12 protein-coding genes are annotated in these 16,413 nt (G+C 73.7%); 3 read left to right on the top strand and 9 right to left on the bottom strand.

From position 1 onward, the window contains the following. The first annotated feature begins 18 nt into the window (after positions 1-18). The gene (locus KIN34_RS07405) at positions 19-423 is read left to right on the top strand and encodes a VOC family protein (protein WP_214348721.1); all 405 of its coding nucleotides are present in this window, start codon (positions 19-21) and stop codon (positions 421-423) included. A 6-nt stretch (positions 424-429) separates the two neighbouring features. On the opposite strand, the gene KIN34_RS07400 is transcribed toward KIN34_RS07405, so the two are convergent. From KIN34_RS07400 to KIN34_RS07385, 4 genes are all read right to left on the bottom strand, one after another. Then, positions 430-2,040: an outer membrane protein assembly factor BamB family protein gene (locus KIN34_RS07400; protein ID WP_237689502.1), complete on the bottom strand. Its 1,611-nt coding sequence runs from the start codon at positions 2,038-2,040 to the stop codon at positions 430-432. Positions 2,041-2,083: 43 nt separating this feature from the next. Further along, complete coding sequence (locus tag KIN34_RS07395; protein WP_237689064.1) at positions 2,084-4,204, bottom strand: glycosyl hydrolase family 28-related protein; 2,121 nt, start codon at positions 4,202-4,204, stop codon at positions 2,084-2,086. Between the two features lie 87 nt (positions 4,205-4,291). Then, entirely contained in the window at positions 4,292-5,767 is a 1,476-nt protein-coding gene (locus KIN34_RS07390) for an outer membrane protein assembly factor BamB family protein (RefSeq protein ID WP_214348711.1), read from the bottom strand. 50 nt (positions 5,768-5,817) lie between these two features. After that, positions 5,818-6,312 (bottom strand): NUDIX hydrolase, encoded by a 495-nt coding sequence (locus KIN34_RS07385; RefSeq protein ID WP_214348708.1) that lies wholly within the window; start codon positions 6,310-6,312, stop codon positions 5,818-5,820. 332 nt (positions 6,313-6,644) lie between these two features. On the opposite strand from KIN34_RS07385, the gene KIN34_RS07380 reads away from it, so the two are divergent. Continuing rightward, positions 6,645-9,905 carry a glycoside hydrolase family 48 protein gene (locus KIN34_RS07380; protein WP_214348706.1) on the top strand — a complete coding sequence of 1,087 codons (3,261 nt, stop codon included), beginning with the start codon at positions 6,645-6,647 and terminating at the stop codon, positions 9,903-9,905. Between the two features lie 114 nt (positions 9,906-10,019). Here KIN34_RS07380 and KIN34_RS07375 read toward each other — a convergent pair whose 3' ends face one another. Beyond that, positions 10,020-10,853, bottom strand: a complete 834-nt coding sequence (locus KIN34_RS07375; RefSeq protein ID WP_214348703.1) for an aldo/keto reductase — start codon at positions 10,851-10,853, stop codon at positions 10,020-10,022. An 89-nt stretch (positions 10,854-10,942) separates the two neighbouring features. Between KIN34_RS07375 and KIN34_RS07370 the strand changes: the two genes are divergently transcribed. Then, complete coding sequence (locus tag KIN34_RS07370) at positions 10,943-11,458, top strand: GNAT family N-acetyltransferase (protein ID WP_214348700.1); 516 nt, start codon at positions 10,943-10,945, stop codon at positions 11,456-11,458. Here the strand turns inward: KIN34_RS07370 and KIN34_RS07365 are convergent. The 4 genes from KIN34_RS07365 to KIN34_RS07350 all read right to left on the bottom strand — a co-directional run bounded on the left by KIN34_RS07365 (position 11,415) and on the right by KIN34_RS07350 (position 16,377). Next, the gene (locus KIN34_RS07365; protein ID WP_214348698.1) at positions 11,415-12,089 is read right to left on the bottom strand and encodes a class I SAM-dependent methyltransferase; all 675 of its coding nucleotides are present in this window, start codon (positions 12,087-12,089) and stop codon (positions 11,415-11,417) included. The two genes, KIN34_RS07370 and KIN34_RS07365, sit on opposite strands and share 44 nt — an antisense overlap. Positions 12,090-12,093: 4 nt before the next feature. Then, positions 12,094-13,920 carry a BCCT family transporter gene (locus KIN34_RS07360; protein ID WP_214348694.1) on the bottom strand — a complete coding sequence of 609 codons (1,827 nt, stop codon included), beginning with the start codon at positions 13,918-13,920 and terminating at the stop codon, positions 12,094-12,096. A 76-nt stretch (positions 13,921-13,996) separates the two neighbouring features. Then, entirely contained in the window at positions 13,997-14,596 is a 600-nt protein-coding gene (locus tag KIN34_RS07355) for a hypothetical protein (RefSeq protein WP_214348691.1), read from the bottom strand. An 80-nt stretch (positions 14,597-14,676) separates the two neighbouring features. Beyond that, positions 14,677-16,377, bottom strand: a complete 1,701-nt coding sequence (locus KIN34_RS07350; protein WP_214348688.1) for a carbohydrate-binding protein — start codon at positions 16,375-16,377, stop codon at positions 14,677-14,679. Positions 16,378-16,413: the final 36 nt, after the last annotated feature.

Raw genomic sequence — 16,413 nt, 5'->3', positions numbered from 1 at the left:
ACCGACCGGAGGTCCGCCATGTCCGTCGTGCTCAACCCTTACCTCGGCTTCGCCGGCAACGCGCGCGAGGCGCTCGAGTTCTACCAGTCGGTGCTCGGTGGCGAGCTGACGATCTCCACGTTCGCGGAGTCCGGCATGCCGGACGCGGGCGACGGCGTCATGCACGGCCAGCTCACCGCGCCCGGCGGGATCACGCTCATGGCGTCGGACAGCCCCACGCCGGTCGAGGCGCGCGCGGAGTCCTCGATCACCATCTCGCTGAGCGGGGACGACGAGGCGACGCTCCGCCGCTACTGGGACGGGCTCGCGGAGGGCGCCTCGATCACGGAGCCGCTCGTCACCGCACCGTGGGGCGACACCTTCGGGATGCTGACGGACCGGTTCGGCACCGCGTGGATGGTGAACATCTCCGCCGCGGGCTGACGCGCCTCACCGCAGCACGGCCACCCACGAGCGCGTGCCGTCCGGGGAGTCCCCGCGCACCACCAGCGTCCGCCCGCGGACCTCGACCGCGTACGCGCCCTCGGGCAGCGTGACGGGGACGGCCACGCCGTCGAGCCCGACGGCTTCGAGCGTGGCCTCGGAGCCGTACGCGTACTCCTGGGCGCCGACGTACAGGCGCCGCCCGTCGGTCGCGAGGAGGGTGCCCGTGAGCGCCTCCGGCAGCGCGTGCCGCCAGCGCTCCGCTCCCGTGGCCCCGTCGAGCGCCACGAGCGACGACGGCTGCAGCGCGTAGAGGACGCCGCCGAGCACGACGGGCTCGGGGCCCGGCGCGGGGGTCACCGGTGACGTCCACCGTGCCGCGCCCGTCCGGGGGTCCCACGACGTCAGGCCGCCGGCGTCCGTGAGCAGCAGGTCGCCGAGCGAGCCGTCGTCGACCCGGGGGACGACGACGTTGCCGCCGACCGTGAGCGCGTCGTCGCCCTGCGTCCGCACGGTCGAGCCGAGCCCCTCGCCCGAGCGGCCGAGCACGCGCAGCCCGCCGTCGGCCACCGCGACCCTCGACGTGCCGGCCGGGAGGGCGGCCACGTCGCCGTCCCGGGTCACCAGCGCGAGCCCCTGGTCGAGGTACCACGTCACGACGAGCACGTCGCCGACGACGTCGAGCGACACCGGCTCGCTCAGGAGCGCGTCGGTCGGGGCCGTGTAGTCGGCCGCCACGGGCAGCGTGCGCGACCAGGCCGCATCCCCGGTCGCCGCGTCGTAGGCGCGCAGCGACACGGAGTCGTCCGCCTCGATCACCGAGACCACCACGAGGTCGTCGAGCGCCGCGAAGCCGTCCGCGACCGGCACCGCCCAGCGGCGCCGCTCGGTCCCGTCGCGCGGGTCGATCGCGACGACCTCGGCGCGGCTGCCCGGGTCGAGCACCTTGCGGCCGTCCTCGCGCCAGACCACGACCCGGTCCTGCACCAGGCACAGGACGGGCGCGCCGGGGCCGCGCCCCAGCTCGCACCCCGCCTCCTCGACCCGGTCCCCCTCCACCGTCACGGGGCCGCTGCCGAGCGTCGCCGTCCACGCCTGGCGCCCGTCGTCGCCTCGGGTCGCCACCACGCGGCGCACCCCGTCGTCCCCGGTGCGCCGCGCGAGCACGAGGCCGGCCACCCCCGCGCCGTCGCCCTCCGCGACCGCGAAGACGCCCGAGGCCTCCACCTGGTCCCCCACGGTCACCCCGGCCGTCACCCCGACCGGACGGACCGTTCCCGGGAGCTCGGTCCACGCCGCGACCCGAGCGCGCTGCCGCGCGTCGAGCACGGCCTGCCCCACCAGCAGCGCGACGAGCACGGCGAGCGCTCCGGCGAGCACCGGCAGGACGCCGCGCCGACGGGACCGCCCCGCGGACGGCCGCCGGTCGCGCCGTCCGTCCGGGTCGTCGTCCGGCCCGTCGTCCCGGTCGTCGTCCGGGGCGCCGTCCGGATCGCCGCCGGCGCGGCCGTCCGCGTGGCGAGCCAGGTGGTCGTTCAGGTGGTCGTTCAGGTGGTCGGCAGCGTGGCCGTCCGTGCCGAGGGGCGCGCGGTCGTCGTCCGCCTCCACCCGCCGCATCCTCGCCACCGCGCCCACGCTAGCCCGGCGCGCCGGGCGGGCGTCACGGCTGCGTCCACGGCGACGGCGCGGGCGGGGCGACGACGGCCGGCCGGTCCTGGCAGGAGATCGTGTTGGGCGTGTACCGGCTGAGCCAGTTCGCAGGCCCCGGCTCCCAGGGCGTGGTCGTCGTGCCGTCGTTGTCCCCCAGGTCCACGAGCGTGAACTCGGAGCCCTTCTCGAAGTCCCACGTGAACGCCCCGCAGTTGTTCACGCCGGCCCAGCCGACGTTGCGCACGTCGACGTTCCGGAACGACGCCGAGCCGGCGGTGCGGGCGCTGACGACGGACGTGCCCGCGCCGTCGACCTGGATGTTCGCGAACTCGAGCCCGCTGATCGACAGCTCGTCCTTCTTGCCGTACTCGGTGACGAGCATGATCGCGTTGTAGGTCGAGTCGAGGTAGTGCTCGCCGCGCACCAGCACCCGCGAGTCGATCGACCGCTCGAGCGCGTAGACCCACAGCGCGCCCATGCCGATGTCCCAGTTCAGCTCGCGGCCGCCCGCGCGGACGGTGGTGTTGCGCTGGAGCCGCGTGGTCCCGGCGAACGGCTCGGCGCCGAAGCGCGTGCCCAGGTGCAGCGCGGACCCCTCGCGCAGCGGGTCCGCGACCAGGTTCTTGGCGACCGTGATGTCGGTCCCGCCGTAGATCGCGATGCCGTTGGCCAGCGTGGGCGACTGGACGGTGTTGCGCCGGAAGACGTTGCGCGCGTTCGTCGTCCCGTCCGCCCACATGGCCAGCGCGTCGTCACCGGTGTTCCGCACCACGTTGTTGACCGCGACGGAGTCGGTGACGCCTGTGTGGAAGTTCAGGCCGTCGGCCAGCTGGTCCACGATGACCGAGTTCTGCACGACGAGGTCGGACATCGGCCCGTCGACCCACACGCCGACCTTGGTGCGCTGGATGTAGAGGCGGTTGAGCACCGAGTCGGACAGCGCGCCGCCGACCCCGTTGACCTGGTCGTCGTCGATGCGCTCGGTGACGTCGCCCACGATCGCGAAGTCCTTGAGGACCACGTCGTGGCTGCCGCCGTCCGCGGCGTCCTTGCCGTAGAAGCCGACGCCGGTGTGCGTCGAGCCGTCGGGGGCGGGCTCGTCGAGGGCGACGGAGCGGCCCCGGAAGATCGTCCACCACGAGCCGGCCCCGGCGATCGTGACGTCGTCCACGACGATGTGCCGGTCCACCCGGTACGTGCCCGCAGGCACGTAGACCGGCCGGTCGGCGTGGCGCGCGACGACGATCGCCTTCTCGATCGCCCGCGCGGAGTCCTTGCGGCCGGTGGGGTCGGCGCCGTACCTCGTTGCGTCGACCGCACGGTACGGCGCGGGACGCGGCCCGCCGACGCGCTGCAGGTCGACGACGTCGACGACCGCCCAGTCGACCTCGGCACCGGCCGGGAGGGTGATCCGGATCTTGGCGCCCGCCGGGACGGTGCGGCCCAGGAGCGCCCGCTGCTCGGCGTAGAAGTGGAACGGCCGGAACGGCTTGCTGATCTGCACGGGCTCCGGCTGCTCCGCGGGCACGCAGCCGCACTCCGCGAGCCACCAGTCGGGGTGCAGCAGGTCGGCGTCCGGGTCGTTGGTGAACGGGTACTGGTTGTAGAGCCACGAGTACCGCGACGTCACCGGCAGGTCGAGCCTCACCTTGGGCGCCGTGACCCGCAGCGTGGCGTCCAGCCCGCCGCCGCCGGGCGCGTCGGGCAGCGCGTACCGGACGGTGATCGCGTCGGCCGGCTGCGTGAGCGTCACCTCGACGTACTCACCGGGCGCGTCGAGCCGCACCGCGGTGCGCCCGGAGGCCTCGGCCTCGAGCGTGTAGGCCTCGCGCCCGGGGCCGATCACGTCGCCGGTGGTGACGGCGTTCTCGGCCTCGTGCTCGACGACCGGCTGCCACGAGCCGCGCCCGGCGCTCAGCGCGGGGTCGAGCCCGGCACGCGTCACGGCCGTGGCCGACCCGCCCGCGGCCTCCGCCGCGGTGCGGGAGTCGGCGGCAGCGGCGGGGACGACGAGCCCACCGACGAGCGCCGCGAGCGCGGCACCGACGAGGAGCGGACGGGGGCTGCGGGGGATGCGGGTGTGCACGGTGGCGCCTCCTTGCGCGGACCGGTGCGCCACGGCGGCGCCCATGGCCCCACACCGTACGGATGGGACAAGAGGCTGACAAGACTTCATCACAGATCGCAAGAAGTTACGTCAGCAACGCAAGATGCTGCGTCACGGGCCCAGGATCGCGCCCCGGCTTGCGTCGTCGCTCGTCGCCACGACGACACCGCCCCGCAGCTCCAGCGAGGTCCATCCGGGCGGCGGGAGGATCTCCGCCTGCGGCAGCCCGTCGAGCCCGTACGCCAGCAGCACGGCCGTCCCGCCCGGCCCGAACAGGGTGCGCGCCTCGACGTACAGCCGGTCGCCGTCGGTCAGGACCCCCGTGCCGTAGCGGCCCGGCCGCGCCGGCACGTGCCACAGCACCTCGCCGGTCGCCACGTCGACCGCGCGCAGCAGGTCGCGGTCGGTCGCCTGGTACGCCACGCCGTCCAGCACGACGAGGCCGCTGTCGCGCCCGGCGACGCGCCACAGCACGCGCCCGTCGTCCGGGTCCCGCCCGCGCAGCCCGTCGTCGACCGTCAGGACCACGTCCGCCGAGCCGTCGTCGAGCGTCGGCAGCGCCACGGCCCCGTCGACGACCTGGTCGGGCGCGTGCGGGCGCACCGTCAGGCTGCCGATCTCCCCGTCGACGACCAGCAGGACCAGTCGGCCCGGTGTCGCCTCGCGCACGTAGGCCGGCTGCCGGGCGCCGTCGCCGCGCTCCTGCCCGTCGGCGGTCAGCAGGTAGGTCTCCTGCCCGGCGGCGACGACGAGCAGCCCCGCGGCGGACTGCAGCTGCACGCGCCCGACGCGGGGCGCGCCGCTCGTCGCGCCGAACATCGGCGTGCCCGACCGCGGCACCGACAGGCTCGTCCGCCAGCGCAGCGCCCCGGTCGTCAGGTCCCGCGCCTCGAGGTCGACCGCGCCGAGCACCCGCCACGCCACCGCGGCCGTGCCGTCCACCACCGCGAGCCTGCTCGCCTGCGCCGGGACCGGGAACCGGGCCAGGACCTCGCCCGCGCGCGCGTCGAACACGGCGACCTGCGCGCGGCGCGGTGGCGCGAGCGGGCCGTCGGCGTCGTGGTGGAAGGTGAGCAGGCACGCGAGCACGGGCCCCTCGTCCGACGACGCGTGCGCGACGACGCAGCCGGTGCCCGGTGCTCCCGAGCGGACGTCCTCGCGCGCGGTGCCGGTGAGCGTCGTGGTCCACCGCCGGGCGCCGTTCGTCGCCTCGATCCCGACGGCCTCGACGCTGCCGTCGGAGCGCGCGACGGCGCCCACGTACAGCTCACCGGAGCCGTCAGTGAGGCGGACCGGCGTCTCCAGCCGGAGCGCCTCGAGGAGCTCGGCGTCGAGCGTCCACCGCACGCTCGGCTCGTCGGGGACCGGCGCCACGGCGCCCGGCAGCGCCGCGATCCGGCGCACGTCGGCGCGGTGGCGCGCGTCCAGCGTCGCCTGGCCCACCAGCAGCGCCCCCGCCAGGACGACGACGAGCACGCCCGCGATGCCGGCGCGGCGGCCGTGCCGTCCGGCGGCGGGCAGGGCTGGTCCGGCGGGCGCACCGTCCTCGGTGAGCTCGACCGTCTGCATCGCGCGTGCGCGAGCCACGTCTCGACGCTAGACCGCGTCGGCACCCTCCGCCCGGCGGCCCGGGCGCCTCAGGTCAGCAGCACGGCCAGCCGGTCCAGCAGCTCGGCCTGCGCGGCGACGACGAGCGCGCGGGCCTCGTCGAGCCCGAGCCACCGGGCCTGGTCGACCTCCGGGACCTCGAGCGTGCGACCGGACCGCGGCGGCCACTCGACGAGCGCGGTGCTCACCAGCCACCGCCCGTCGTCGTCCCGCCACCGCAGGGCCGCGACGTCGAGGTCCGCGGCGCGCGCCCAGGCGTGCACCACCTTGCCGCCCGACTGCGTCACGTGGCCGAGGGCGACGTCGGGCGCCGCGGAGGCCGGCGGCGCGACGCCCAGCTCCTCGGCGAACTCGCGCAGCGCGGCGGCGTGCGGGTCCTCGCCCGCCTCGACCAGGCCCTTCGGCACCGTCCACGCGCGCTCGCGACGCGCCCAGAACGGGCCACCCATCCGAGCGAGCAGCACCTGCGGCCCGCCGTCCGGCGGCCTGCGGTGCAGCAGCAGCCCGGCGCTCACCTGAGCCACGCCCGCCCCTTCCTGCCCTCACGTGCTCACCTCGTGCCCACCCGTGTCGGCCCGGCTCCCATCCTGCCCGCCGGCTGCGCCCTGCGCGCGGGCGTGGTCGCGCTCCCATGTGAATCGATTCGCATCCTGGACGCCAAAGCCCCCGCTGGCGAGTGTGGTCGCAGTCCCGGGACCCGCACCGCGCGCGTCCGGCACCGACGCCGGCGCTCGTCGCCGCTGGTCCGGGGCTCGTGCACCTCCGCCACCGCGCGCACCGGGTCCCCCGGCGGCGCGGCGGGCTCGTCGTCGTGTCGTCGCACGCTGCGCGCCCACCAGCCAGAAAGGTACGGACGATGTCCTCCACCACACGACGGCGAACCGCCTGGGTGGCCCTGGCCACCCTGAGCGTGTCGTCCCTCCTGGCGGCGACGGGGATCAGCCCCGCCACCGCCGCGCCGGGCGCGCTGCCCAGCACCCTGAGCGTCCCGGCCGCCGCGCCCGTGCGCGCCGCGGTCGACGGCGAGTACGCGCAGCGCTTCCTCGCGCAGTACGACAAGATCAAGGACCCCGCCAACGGCTACTTCTCGGCGCAGGGCATCCCCTACCACTCGGTCGAGACCCTCATCGTCGAGGCTCCCGACTACGGCCACGAGACGACGTCCGAGGCCTACTCCTACTGGATCTGGCTCGAGGCGCTGTACGGCCAGGTCACGGGTGACTGGGCACCGCTGAACCACGCCTGGGAGACCATGGAGAAGTACATGATCCCCCAGACGGTGGATCAGCCCACGAACTCCTTCTACAACCCCAACTCCCCCGCCACGTACGCCTCGGAGTTCAACCACCCGAGCCAGTACCCCAGCGCCCTGAACAGCGGCGTCTCGGTCGGCAAGGACCCGCTCGCCAACGAGCTCAAGTCCACGTACGGCAACGCGGACATCTACCAGATGCACTGGCTCGCGGACGTCGACAACGTCTACGGCTTCGGGGCCACCCCCGGCGCCGGCTGCGAGCTCGGCCCCACCGCGGTCGGCTCCTCCTTCATCAACACCTTCCAGCGCGGCCCCCAGGAGTCGGTCTGGGAGACCGTCCCGCAGCCCAGCTGCGAGGAGTTCAAGTACGGCGGCAAGAACGGCTACCTCGACCTCTTCACGCAGGACGCCTCCTACGCGAAGCAGTGGAAGTACACCTCGGCGTCCGACGCCGACGCCCGTGCCGTCGAGGCCATCTACTGGGCCAACCAGTGGGCCACCGAGCAGGGCAAGCAGGCCGACATCGCCGCGACGGTCGCCAAGGCCGCCAAGCTCGGCGACTACCTGCGCTACACGCTGTTCGACAAGTACTTCAAGGCCATCGGCTGCACCTCGCCGAGCTGCCCCGCCGGCAGCAACAAGGAGAGCGCGCACTACCTGCTGTCCTGGTACATGGCCTGGGGCGGCGCCACCGACGCGAACGCCGGCTGGGCGTGGCGCATCGGCTCGTCGCACGCGCACTTCGGGTACCAGAACCCGCTGGCCGCGTACGCGCTCTCGTCGGACCCGGCCCTGACGCCGAAGTCCCCGACGGCGAAGGCGGACTGGACCAAGTCCCTCGAGCGCCAGCTCGAGTTCTACACCTGGCTCCAGGCCTCGAACGGCGGCATCGCCGGTGGCGCGACCAACAGCTGGAACGGCGCCTACGCCACCCCGCCCGCGGGCACGCCCACGTTCTACGGCATGGGCTACACCGAGGCGCCCGTCTACAACGACCCGCCGTCGAACCAGTGGTTCGGCATGCAGGCGTGGGGCGTGCAGCGCGTCGCCGAGCTCTACTACGCGTCGGGCAACGCGAAGGCCAAGGCCATCCTCGACAAGTGGGTGCCCTGGGTCGTCGCGAACATCTCGACGGACGGTGCGAGCTGGAAGGTCCCGAGCACGCTCCAGTGGACCGGCAAGCCCGACACGTGGAACCCGTCGTCGCCCACCGGCAACCCCGGCCTGACCGTCACGGTCAAGGACTACGGGCAGGACGTCGGCGTCGCCGGCGACACCGCGCGTGCGCTGCTGTTCTACGCCGCCAAGTCCGGCAACACCCAGGCGCGTGACACCGCCAAGGCGCTGCTCGACGCGATGTGGGACAACAACCAGGACGCGCTCGGCGTGGCCACGCAGGAGACGCGCGGCGACTTCCTGCGGTTCGACGACAAGTACGTCGCGGGCGGCGACGGCGTCTACATCCCCGCCGGCTGGACGGGCACCATGCCCAACGGCGACGTGATCAAGCCGGGCGGGACGTTCCTCGACATCCGCTCGTTCTACAAGAACGACCCGCAGTGGTCGAAGATGCAGACCGCGCTGGACACGGGCGTCGCCCCGACGTTCACGTTCCACCGGTTCTGGTCGCAGACCGCCATCGCCGCGGCGCTGGCCGACTACGACCGTCTGTTCGGCGACGGCCCCGCGCCGGTCGACACGCAGGCTCCGTCGGTCCCGACGGGCCTCAAGGCGGGCACGGTCACGGGCTCCTCGGTGGCGCTGTCCTGGACCGCGTCGACCGACAACGTCGGCGTCACGGGCTACGACGTCTACCGCGGCACGACGAAGGTCGGCACCGCCACGGGCACGACGTACACCGACACCGGCCTCACCGCCTCCACGGCGTACTCGTACACCGTGCGGGCCAAGGACCTGGCGGGCAACGTGTCCGCCGCGTCCAGCGCGCTGTCCGTCACGACGAGCACGACGACGCCGACGGACACCGTCGCGCCGAGCGTGCCGACCGGGCTGGCCGCCGGCACCGTGACCGGCACGAGCGTCGCCCTCACCTGGAACGCGTCGACCGACACCGGCGGCTCGGGCCTGGCGGGCTACGACGTCTACCGCGGCACCACCAAGGTGGGCTCGTCCACCACGGCGTCCTTCACCGACACCGGCCTGACCGCCGGCACCGCGTACTCGTACACGGTCCGGGCCAAGGACAACGCGGGCAACGTCTCCGCCGCGTCGAGCGCGCTGTCGGTCAGGACGACCTCGGCCGCCGACACCGTCCCGCCGAGCGTGCCCACGGGCCTCGCGGCCGGCACGGTCACCGAGACGAGCGTGGCCCTGTCCTGGACGGCGTCGACCGACAACGTCGGCGTCACGGGCTACGACGTCTACCGCGGGACGACCAAGGTCGGCACCGCGACCGGCACGAGCTACACCGACACCGGCCTCACGGCGGCGACGGCGTACTCCTACACGGTCCGGGCCAAGGACGCGGCGGGCAACGTGTCCGCGGCCTCCGCCCCGCTCGCGGTGACCACGAGGTCGGGCACGACCACCGGTTCCTGCACGGTGGTCTACAACGCCTCGAGCTGGAACACCGGCTTCACGGCGTCGGTCAAGGTCACGAACACCGGCACCACGACCCTGTCCGGCTGGACGCTGAAGTTCGGCTTCACCGCCGGCCAGCAGGTCACGCAGGGCTGGAGCGCGAACTGGACCCAGTCCGGCTCGACGGTCACCGCGACCAACGCGGCGTGGAACGGCACCCTGGCCCCGGGCCAGAGCGTCGACATCGGCTTCAACGGCTCGCACTCGGGCCAGAACCCGAACCCGTCGTTGTTCACGCTGAACGGCGCGGCGTGCAGCTGACGCGCTGACCCCCGCAGCACCCGACGAGCCCCGAGGACCACGGTCCTCGGGGCTCGTCGGCGTCGCGGGGTTCTGTGGGGTTCGCGGGCTCCGTCGGACCCGGGATCCTCGGGGTCAGCCCACGAACGCGAACGTGTCCGGGTCCGGACCGGTCCGCATCCCCCGGTCCAGCGCGGTGATGTCCGCCATGTCGGTGGCCGAGAGCTCGAAGTCGAAGACCGCGAAGTTCTCCTCGACCCGGCGGCGGGTGACCGACTTCGGGAACACGATGTCCCCGCGCTGGACGTGCCACCGCAGCGTCACCTGCGCCGGGGTCCTGCCGAGCTGCTCGGCGATCCGCACCAGGACCGGGTCCTCGAGGACCTGCCCCTTCGCGATCGGCGACCACGCCTCGGTCGCGATGCCGTGCTCGGCGTCGAAGGCGCGGATCTCGTCGTTCGTCAGGTACGGGTGGATCTCGACCTGGTTCACGGCGGGCGTGATCGTCGTCTCGGCGTGCAGCTTGCGCAGGTGGTGCGGCTGGAAGTTCGAGACCCCGATGGCCCGTGCCCGCCCGGACCGGTAGATCTCCTCCAGCGTGCGCCAGCGCGCGACGAAGTCGCTCACGGTGGGCAGCGGCCAGTGGATGAGGAACAGGTCGACGTGGTCGGAGCCCAGCGCCTCGAGCGTGAGCTCGAAGGAGGCCATGGCGTCCTCGGGCGTCAGGTTGCTGTTGTTGAGCTTGCTGGTGACGAACACCTCGTCGCGGGCCAGGCCGCTGGCCGCGAGGGCGTCGCCGACACCCTGCTCGTTGCCGTAGCCCTGCGCGGTGTCGATGTGCCGGTAGCCCACCTCGAACGCCGTCAGGACCGCGTCCTTGGTCTCGTCGGGCGGGATCTGGAACACGCCGAACCCGAGCTGCGGGACCTGGACGCCGTTGTTGAGGGTGACCGTGGGGACGGACGACATGGACGCTCCTTCTCACCGGGGATGTCCGTCCAGTCTCTCCCCGGGGTCCGACGAGCGCGCGACGACCGCCCGTCGCTACCGTGCTCACCGTGACCGTGTGGGAGCTGGACCTGCCCCTGACGACGCCGCGCCTGGTGCTGCGCGGCCACCGTCCGCAGGACCTGGACGACCTGCTGGTGTTCCACTCCGACCCGGCCGTCACGCGCTACATCCCGTGGCCGGTGCGCGACCGCGAGCAGACCCGCGCGGCCCTCGCCGCGAAGCTCGACCGCACCACCGCGGCCCCGGGCGAGTGGCTCGTGCTCGCGGTGGAGGAACGCCGCACCGGGACGGTGGTCGGGGAGGTGCTCCTGCGCCACGCCGACGAGCCGGAGGTGGGCTACGTGCTCCGGGCCGACCGGCAGGGGCGCGGGCTGGCGGCCGAGGCCGTCGGCGCGCTGCTGACCGCGGCCTCGTCGTCCCTGCAGGTCACGACCGTCGTGGCGGTCGTGGTCGACGGCAACGCCGCCTCCGTGCGGCTGCTCGGGCGTCTGGGGTTCCGTGGGGCGGGAGCCGGGCCGCTCAGCTCCGCCGGCGAGCCGACGACCCTCTTCCGCCGCGGCTGACGTCCGCCGGAGGCCGCGCGCGGCGCTCCGGTCGCGCCGCCACCTGCTCGACGAGCCGGTACCGCGAGGACGCGTGCTCGACGGCCACGAGGCCCGCCTCGCCCAGCCGCAGCAGCGGGCGCCGTCGGTGGTGCTCGCCGTGCCGCCGCCCGGCGAGGTCCAGCCCGCGCTGCGCCAGCCGGCCCAGCGCGGCCGAGGACTCCACGTGGTCCGCGAGCAGCACCCGGCCGTCGGGCCGGACCACGCGCGCGAGCTCGCGCAGGACCGCGACCTCGTCGGGCACGCAGCACAGCGCGAAGGTGCACACCACGGTGTCCATCGACGCCGCCGGGAAGGGGAGCGCCGCGGCGTCGCAGCGCAGCGCGGTGACCTCCACCCCGAGCGCGCGCGCCCGCGTCCGCGCCAGCCCGAGCATCTGCTCGCTGCGGTCGGTCAGCGTGACGTCCGACGCGCGGGTGGCGTAGTCCGCGAGCGTGCCGCCCGTCCCCGCCGCGACCTCGAGCGTGCGCCCGCGGACCCGTTCCCCCACCCACGCCCGCGCGTCCGCCAGCAGCCGCCGCTCCACCCAGGCCGTCGAGCGGTCGTAGGTCGCCGCCTGCGCGTCCCAGTAGGCGGCGTGGTCGGCGGGCACGGGGTCACGCCCGGGGGTCCGGCCGGTCCGCGAGCGTGACGGCGTCGGGATCGGCGTCGGCGCCTCCCGCCGACGTCCGCACCCGCCGCCGCGTCCACCACCGGCCGTTGGTCCCCGGCAGGCCGGCGGGATCGGCGACCAGCCCTTCGAGGTGCTCGCGCAGCTCCCCGTGCACGGCGTGCGCGACGTCGCGCGTGAGCCGCTCGCGCACCGCGGCGCGCTCGGCGCGCTGGTACGCCGCGTGCTCGGCGAGGAACGCCTTGATGGTCGCGATCGCGATGAGGATCATCACGACGCTGAACGGCAGCGCGATGAGGATCGCGGCCGTCTGCAGGGCGGTGAGGCCACCCGCGACCAGCAGCGCCGCCGCGAGCAGGCCCGTCATCACCGACCAGGTCACGCGGGTCCAGGTGAACGGTGTGGGGTTGCCGCCCGAGGTCAGCATCGACACGACGAAGGAGCCGGAGTCGGAGCTGGTGACGAAGAACAGCGCGATCAGCAGCACCGCGCCCACCGACATGACCACGCCGCCCGGCAGTCCGCCGAGCAGGTCGAACAACGCGGTGTTCTCGTCGACCGTGCCGCCCGCGCCGATCAGGCCGCCCTCGCCGAAGATCTCGCGGTACAGGGCCGTCCCGCCGAGCACCGAGAACCACAGGAACGTCACGAGCACCGGGATGATCAGCACGCCCATGACGAACTGGCGCACCGTGCGCCCGCGGGAGATGCGCGCGATGAACACGCCGACGAAGGGCGCCCAGCTGATCCACCAGCCCCAGTAGAACGTGGTCCACGACGCCTGCCAGGCCTGGCCCGCGTCGCCCTCGAACGCCGTGGTGTCGAACGTGAGCGGGACGACGTCGCCCAGGTAGACGCCGATCGACTGCACGAACTCGCGCAGCAGGAACAGCGTCGGCCCCAGCACCAGGACGAGGACCAGGAGCGTCCCGGCGATCCCGATGTTGAGGTTGGACAGCCACTTGAGCCCCTTGTCGAGTCCCGAGACCACGGACGCCGTCGCCGCGAGCGTGATCACCAAGATCAGCACCACCTGGACCGTGGTCGACGAGTCGATCAGGTCGAGGTGCTCGAGCCCCGCGGAGATCTGCAGCACGCCGAGCCCGAGCGACGTGGCAAGCCCGAACACCGTGCCGACCACGGCCGCGACGTCGATCGCGTCCCCGAGGCGACCGCGCGTGCGCCGCTCCCCCAGCAGCGGCTCGACCGCCCACCGCACCGCCACGGGCCGGCCGCGCCGGTGGATCGCGTAGGCCAGGCCCAGCCCGACGACGACGTACACCGCCCAGGCGTGCACGCCCCAGTGCAGGTAGGTCTGGGCCATCGCGGCGTCGGCGAGCTGGTCCGGCGCGCCGGTGACGCCGGGCTTCGGCTGCGCGTAGTGGCTCAGCGGCTCCGCGACGCCCCAGAACACCAGGCCGATGCCCATGCCCGCCGCGAACAGCATCGAGAACCAGCTGCCCATCGAGTACGCGGGCGTGTCGTCGTCCTGACCCAGCATGATGTCGCCGAACCGGCTGACGCCCATCCACAGCGCGAACACCACGAAGGCCGCCACGACCAGGACGTAGTACCAGCCGAACACGCCGATCACGTCGGTCTGGATGGTGCCGATCGCGGACTCGGCGAGGTCCGGGAAGAGCACCGCGAACAGGCCGACGACGAGCACGATCGCCAGTCCGGGCAGGAACACCGCCTTGGCGATCGCCGGCCGCGCCCCGGACGACGGGTCCGCGGGCGGCGGGATCGGCGCGGGCTCGTCGGGGGGACGCCCGGCGTCGGCACCGGGCAACGGCGTCGCTGACGTGCTCATACGTGACCTCCGCTGTCAGTGCCCAACCTAGGGCGACCGGCTGCCCCGCGCACAGGGGCACGGCCGGGGACCGGGCTCACCGCTCGATCGTCGTGCGCACCGCCGTCACGGTCGGCTCGCGCGGGACCGACGAGAAGCCGAAGTGCACCGCACCGGTGTCGACGAGCCCGCCGCACGGCTCGTCGCCCCAGGTGACCGCGGCGTCGACGACCCGGTGCTGGTCGCGCGCGCCGTACCACTCGCGTCGGCCGCCGCCCGCGGACCCGCGCGTGCGCACCCCCGGCAGCAGCACCCGCGCGAGCGGGTCGGCGGCGGTCGCGAACGCGCGCGAGCCCGTCAGCCCCACCGGGACCGCGTGCAGCAGCGTCCCGAGCGGCGTGCGACCGCCCACCGTCGCGTGTGCGACGAGCGGGCCGGCCGTCACCGTCCACCGGCGCGCGACCTCGTCGCACACCACCCGCACCGGCACGACGAGCACCTGGTCGAACGTGTACGTCGCCGCGACCTCGTCGGCGATCGCCCGCGTCGGCGCCAGCAGCGTGCGCCACCCGGCTGCGTCCTCCGTCATGACGTCGGCGAACGGCGGCCACGGCGAGCGCAGCCACCGCCCCACGACGACGCGCCGGCCGCCCGACGTCCCGAGCCCCAGGATGTGCCCCTCGTACCTGTCGATCACCCGCCCAGTGTTCGCCGACCGGCGCGCACCCGCGCGTCCGGCCGCCCGGGCGCGGCGTCGCGCCCGGGCGGTGGGACGGGCTAGTTGAGGGTGATGCTGTCGAGCTCGGCGTACCCGACGCCGCCCGTGAAGTTCGGCGATCCCTTCGCGAGCCGGATCACGTTGTACCCGGCGTTCAGGTTGACCGAGACGGTGGTCGAGGCGAACTGCGCCCAGCCCGCGGTCGGCGGGTAGGACACGGTCGACCACCCACCGCCGTTGTAGGCCAGCCCGTGCGTCGACGTCGCGCCCGTGCCGTTCGCGTAGCGGATGCTCATCGTGTACGCCCTGGTCGAGGGGACCTGCACGATGAAGTCGACGAAGCTGTCGGCACGCGAGCTCCCCGTCCCGTCGATCTGCCCGACGTACGAGCCGTTGCTCGCGTTGCCCGTCGCGAAGCGGTTCGCGTTGACCACCGTCGCGTTCTCGGCCTCGTACACCTTCTGCCACGACGACGTCGGGCCGGACGCCGGCGTCACGAGCACCTGGTACGCCCCGAGGTAGTCCTGGTCGACGATCGGGACGGTGATCGCACCGTTCGACACCGTGTAGTTGCTGGACGAGACCTGCGTGGGCGCCGTGACGTTGGCGTACCTGCCCGAGGCGGGGGTGTGGCTCACCGTCACGCGCACGCTCGAGCCGAATCCTGACAGGCCCCGCACCTGGACGCTGTTGGTGCCGTACGTCCCGCCGAGCACGACGTTGACGATCTTGCGGCTCGAGTCGTACGCGGCCACGCCGTCGAGGTCGCCCGACGGGGTCGTGCGCACGATGTTCCCGGCCATGTCGCCGTACCACTTGTAGGCCCAGTAGCTGCCGGTCGGACGGTTGTTGTGGAACAGCCCGCCGATCGTCCCCGACTCGTACCAGTAGGCGCGCTCGGCGTCCTTGATGCCGGTGCGCTCGAACTGGGCGAGGTAGTGCGCCGCGACGCTCGGGGTGTCGACCTGGTTGGGCGACCCGTACTCGTTGATCGAGATCGGCCGCGGGCTGATCCCGAGCGAGGCCTCGATCGCGCGGTAGTCGGCGACGTGCTCGTCGATGTTGGCCCACCCGAAGTCGTCGAGCTCGTGCCACACGATCACGTCGGGAACGGTGTTGGAGGCCTTCGCGGCCGTGAGGAAGCTGAGCATCCACGAGTGGTTGTAGACCGAGTAGCTCGGGCCGACGATCGGGGTGACCGCGTCGAGCGAACGGACGAGCTTGAACGTGCGGGCCCACCCCGAGGTGAAGCTCCCGGCCGACCCGGTGCTCCACGTCCAGTCCGGCTCGTTCCACAGCTCCCAGCCGTTGATGTTGGTGACCTGCGCCGCACCGACGCGCGCGTTCACCATGGTGCGCACCTTGCTCTCCCAGTCCGCCCAGCTCACCCACCGGTACGGGAAGTCGCGGTAGATGTCGGGCATCCGGACGTACGTCTGCGCGCCGGCGCCGATCGCGCTGGGCGCGACGACGAGCGCGTCGCCCGTCGGGACGGTCGCGCCGTTGCCGAGCTGCTGGACGCCGGGGGCGGGCTGCGTGAGCTGGTTGAGCCGCAGCGGCTTGAGCAGCGCCGGATCGGGGGTCGACGTGGTCGCCAGCGCGTACAGGCCGCCGGACCCGACGTGCGTCACCGGCCGGACCGGGGAGGCGACGTCGACGACGAGCGTGTTGCCGGCGGCCGTCGCCGGCCCGACGGGGACGAGCAGGCTCGTCACCGCCGCGGCCGCGAGCAGCGCGACGGTCGTTCTGCGGTGTCTCATGAGATGGCTCCTTTGCCCTCTTCCGTCCGCAGACCC

The organism is Cellulomonas fulva (assembly GCF_018531375.1).
Taxonomy (GTDB): domain Bacteria; phylum Actinomycetota; class Actinomycetes; order Actinomycetales; family Cellulomonadaceae; genus Cellulomonas; species Cellulomonas fulva.
This window is presented reverse-complemented; position numbering and strand designations above follow the sequence as displayed.

What these genes read in the sequence shown, in the direction of transcription:
- KIN34_RS07405 (WP_214348721.1), top strand. Translation starts at nt 19, where the DNA reads ATGTCCGTCGTGCTCAACCCTTACCTCGGCTTCGCCGGCAACGCGCGC.
- KIN34_RS07400 (WP_237689502.1), bottom strand. Translation starts at nt 2,040, where the DNA reads ATGCGGCGGGTGGAGGCGGACGACGACCGCGCGCCCCTCGGCACGGAC.
- KIN34_RS07395 (WP_237689064.1), bottom strand. Translation starts at nt 4,204, where the DNA reads ATGGGCGCCGCCGTGGCGCACCGGTCCGCGCAAGGAGGCGCCACCGTG.
- KIN34_RS07380 (WP_214348706.1), top strand. Translation starts at nt 6,645, where the DNA reads ATGTCCTCCACCACACGACGGCGAACCGCCTGGGTGGCCCTGGCCACC.
- KIN34_RS07375 (WP_214348703.1), bottom strand. Translation starts at nt 10,853, where the DNA reads ATGTCGTCCGTCCCCACGGTCACCCTCAACAACGGCGTCCAGGTCCCG.
- KIN34_RS07360 (WP_214348694.1), bottom strand. Translation starts at nt 13,920, where the DNA reads ATGAGCACGTCAGCGACGCCGTTGCCCGGTGCCGACGCCGGGCGTCCC.
- KIN34_RS07350 (WP_214348688.1), bottom strand. Translation starts at nt 16,377, where the DNA reads ATGAGACACCGCAGAACGACCGTCGCGCTGCTCGCGGCCGCGGCGGTG.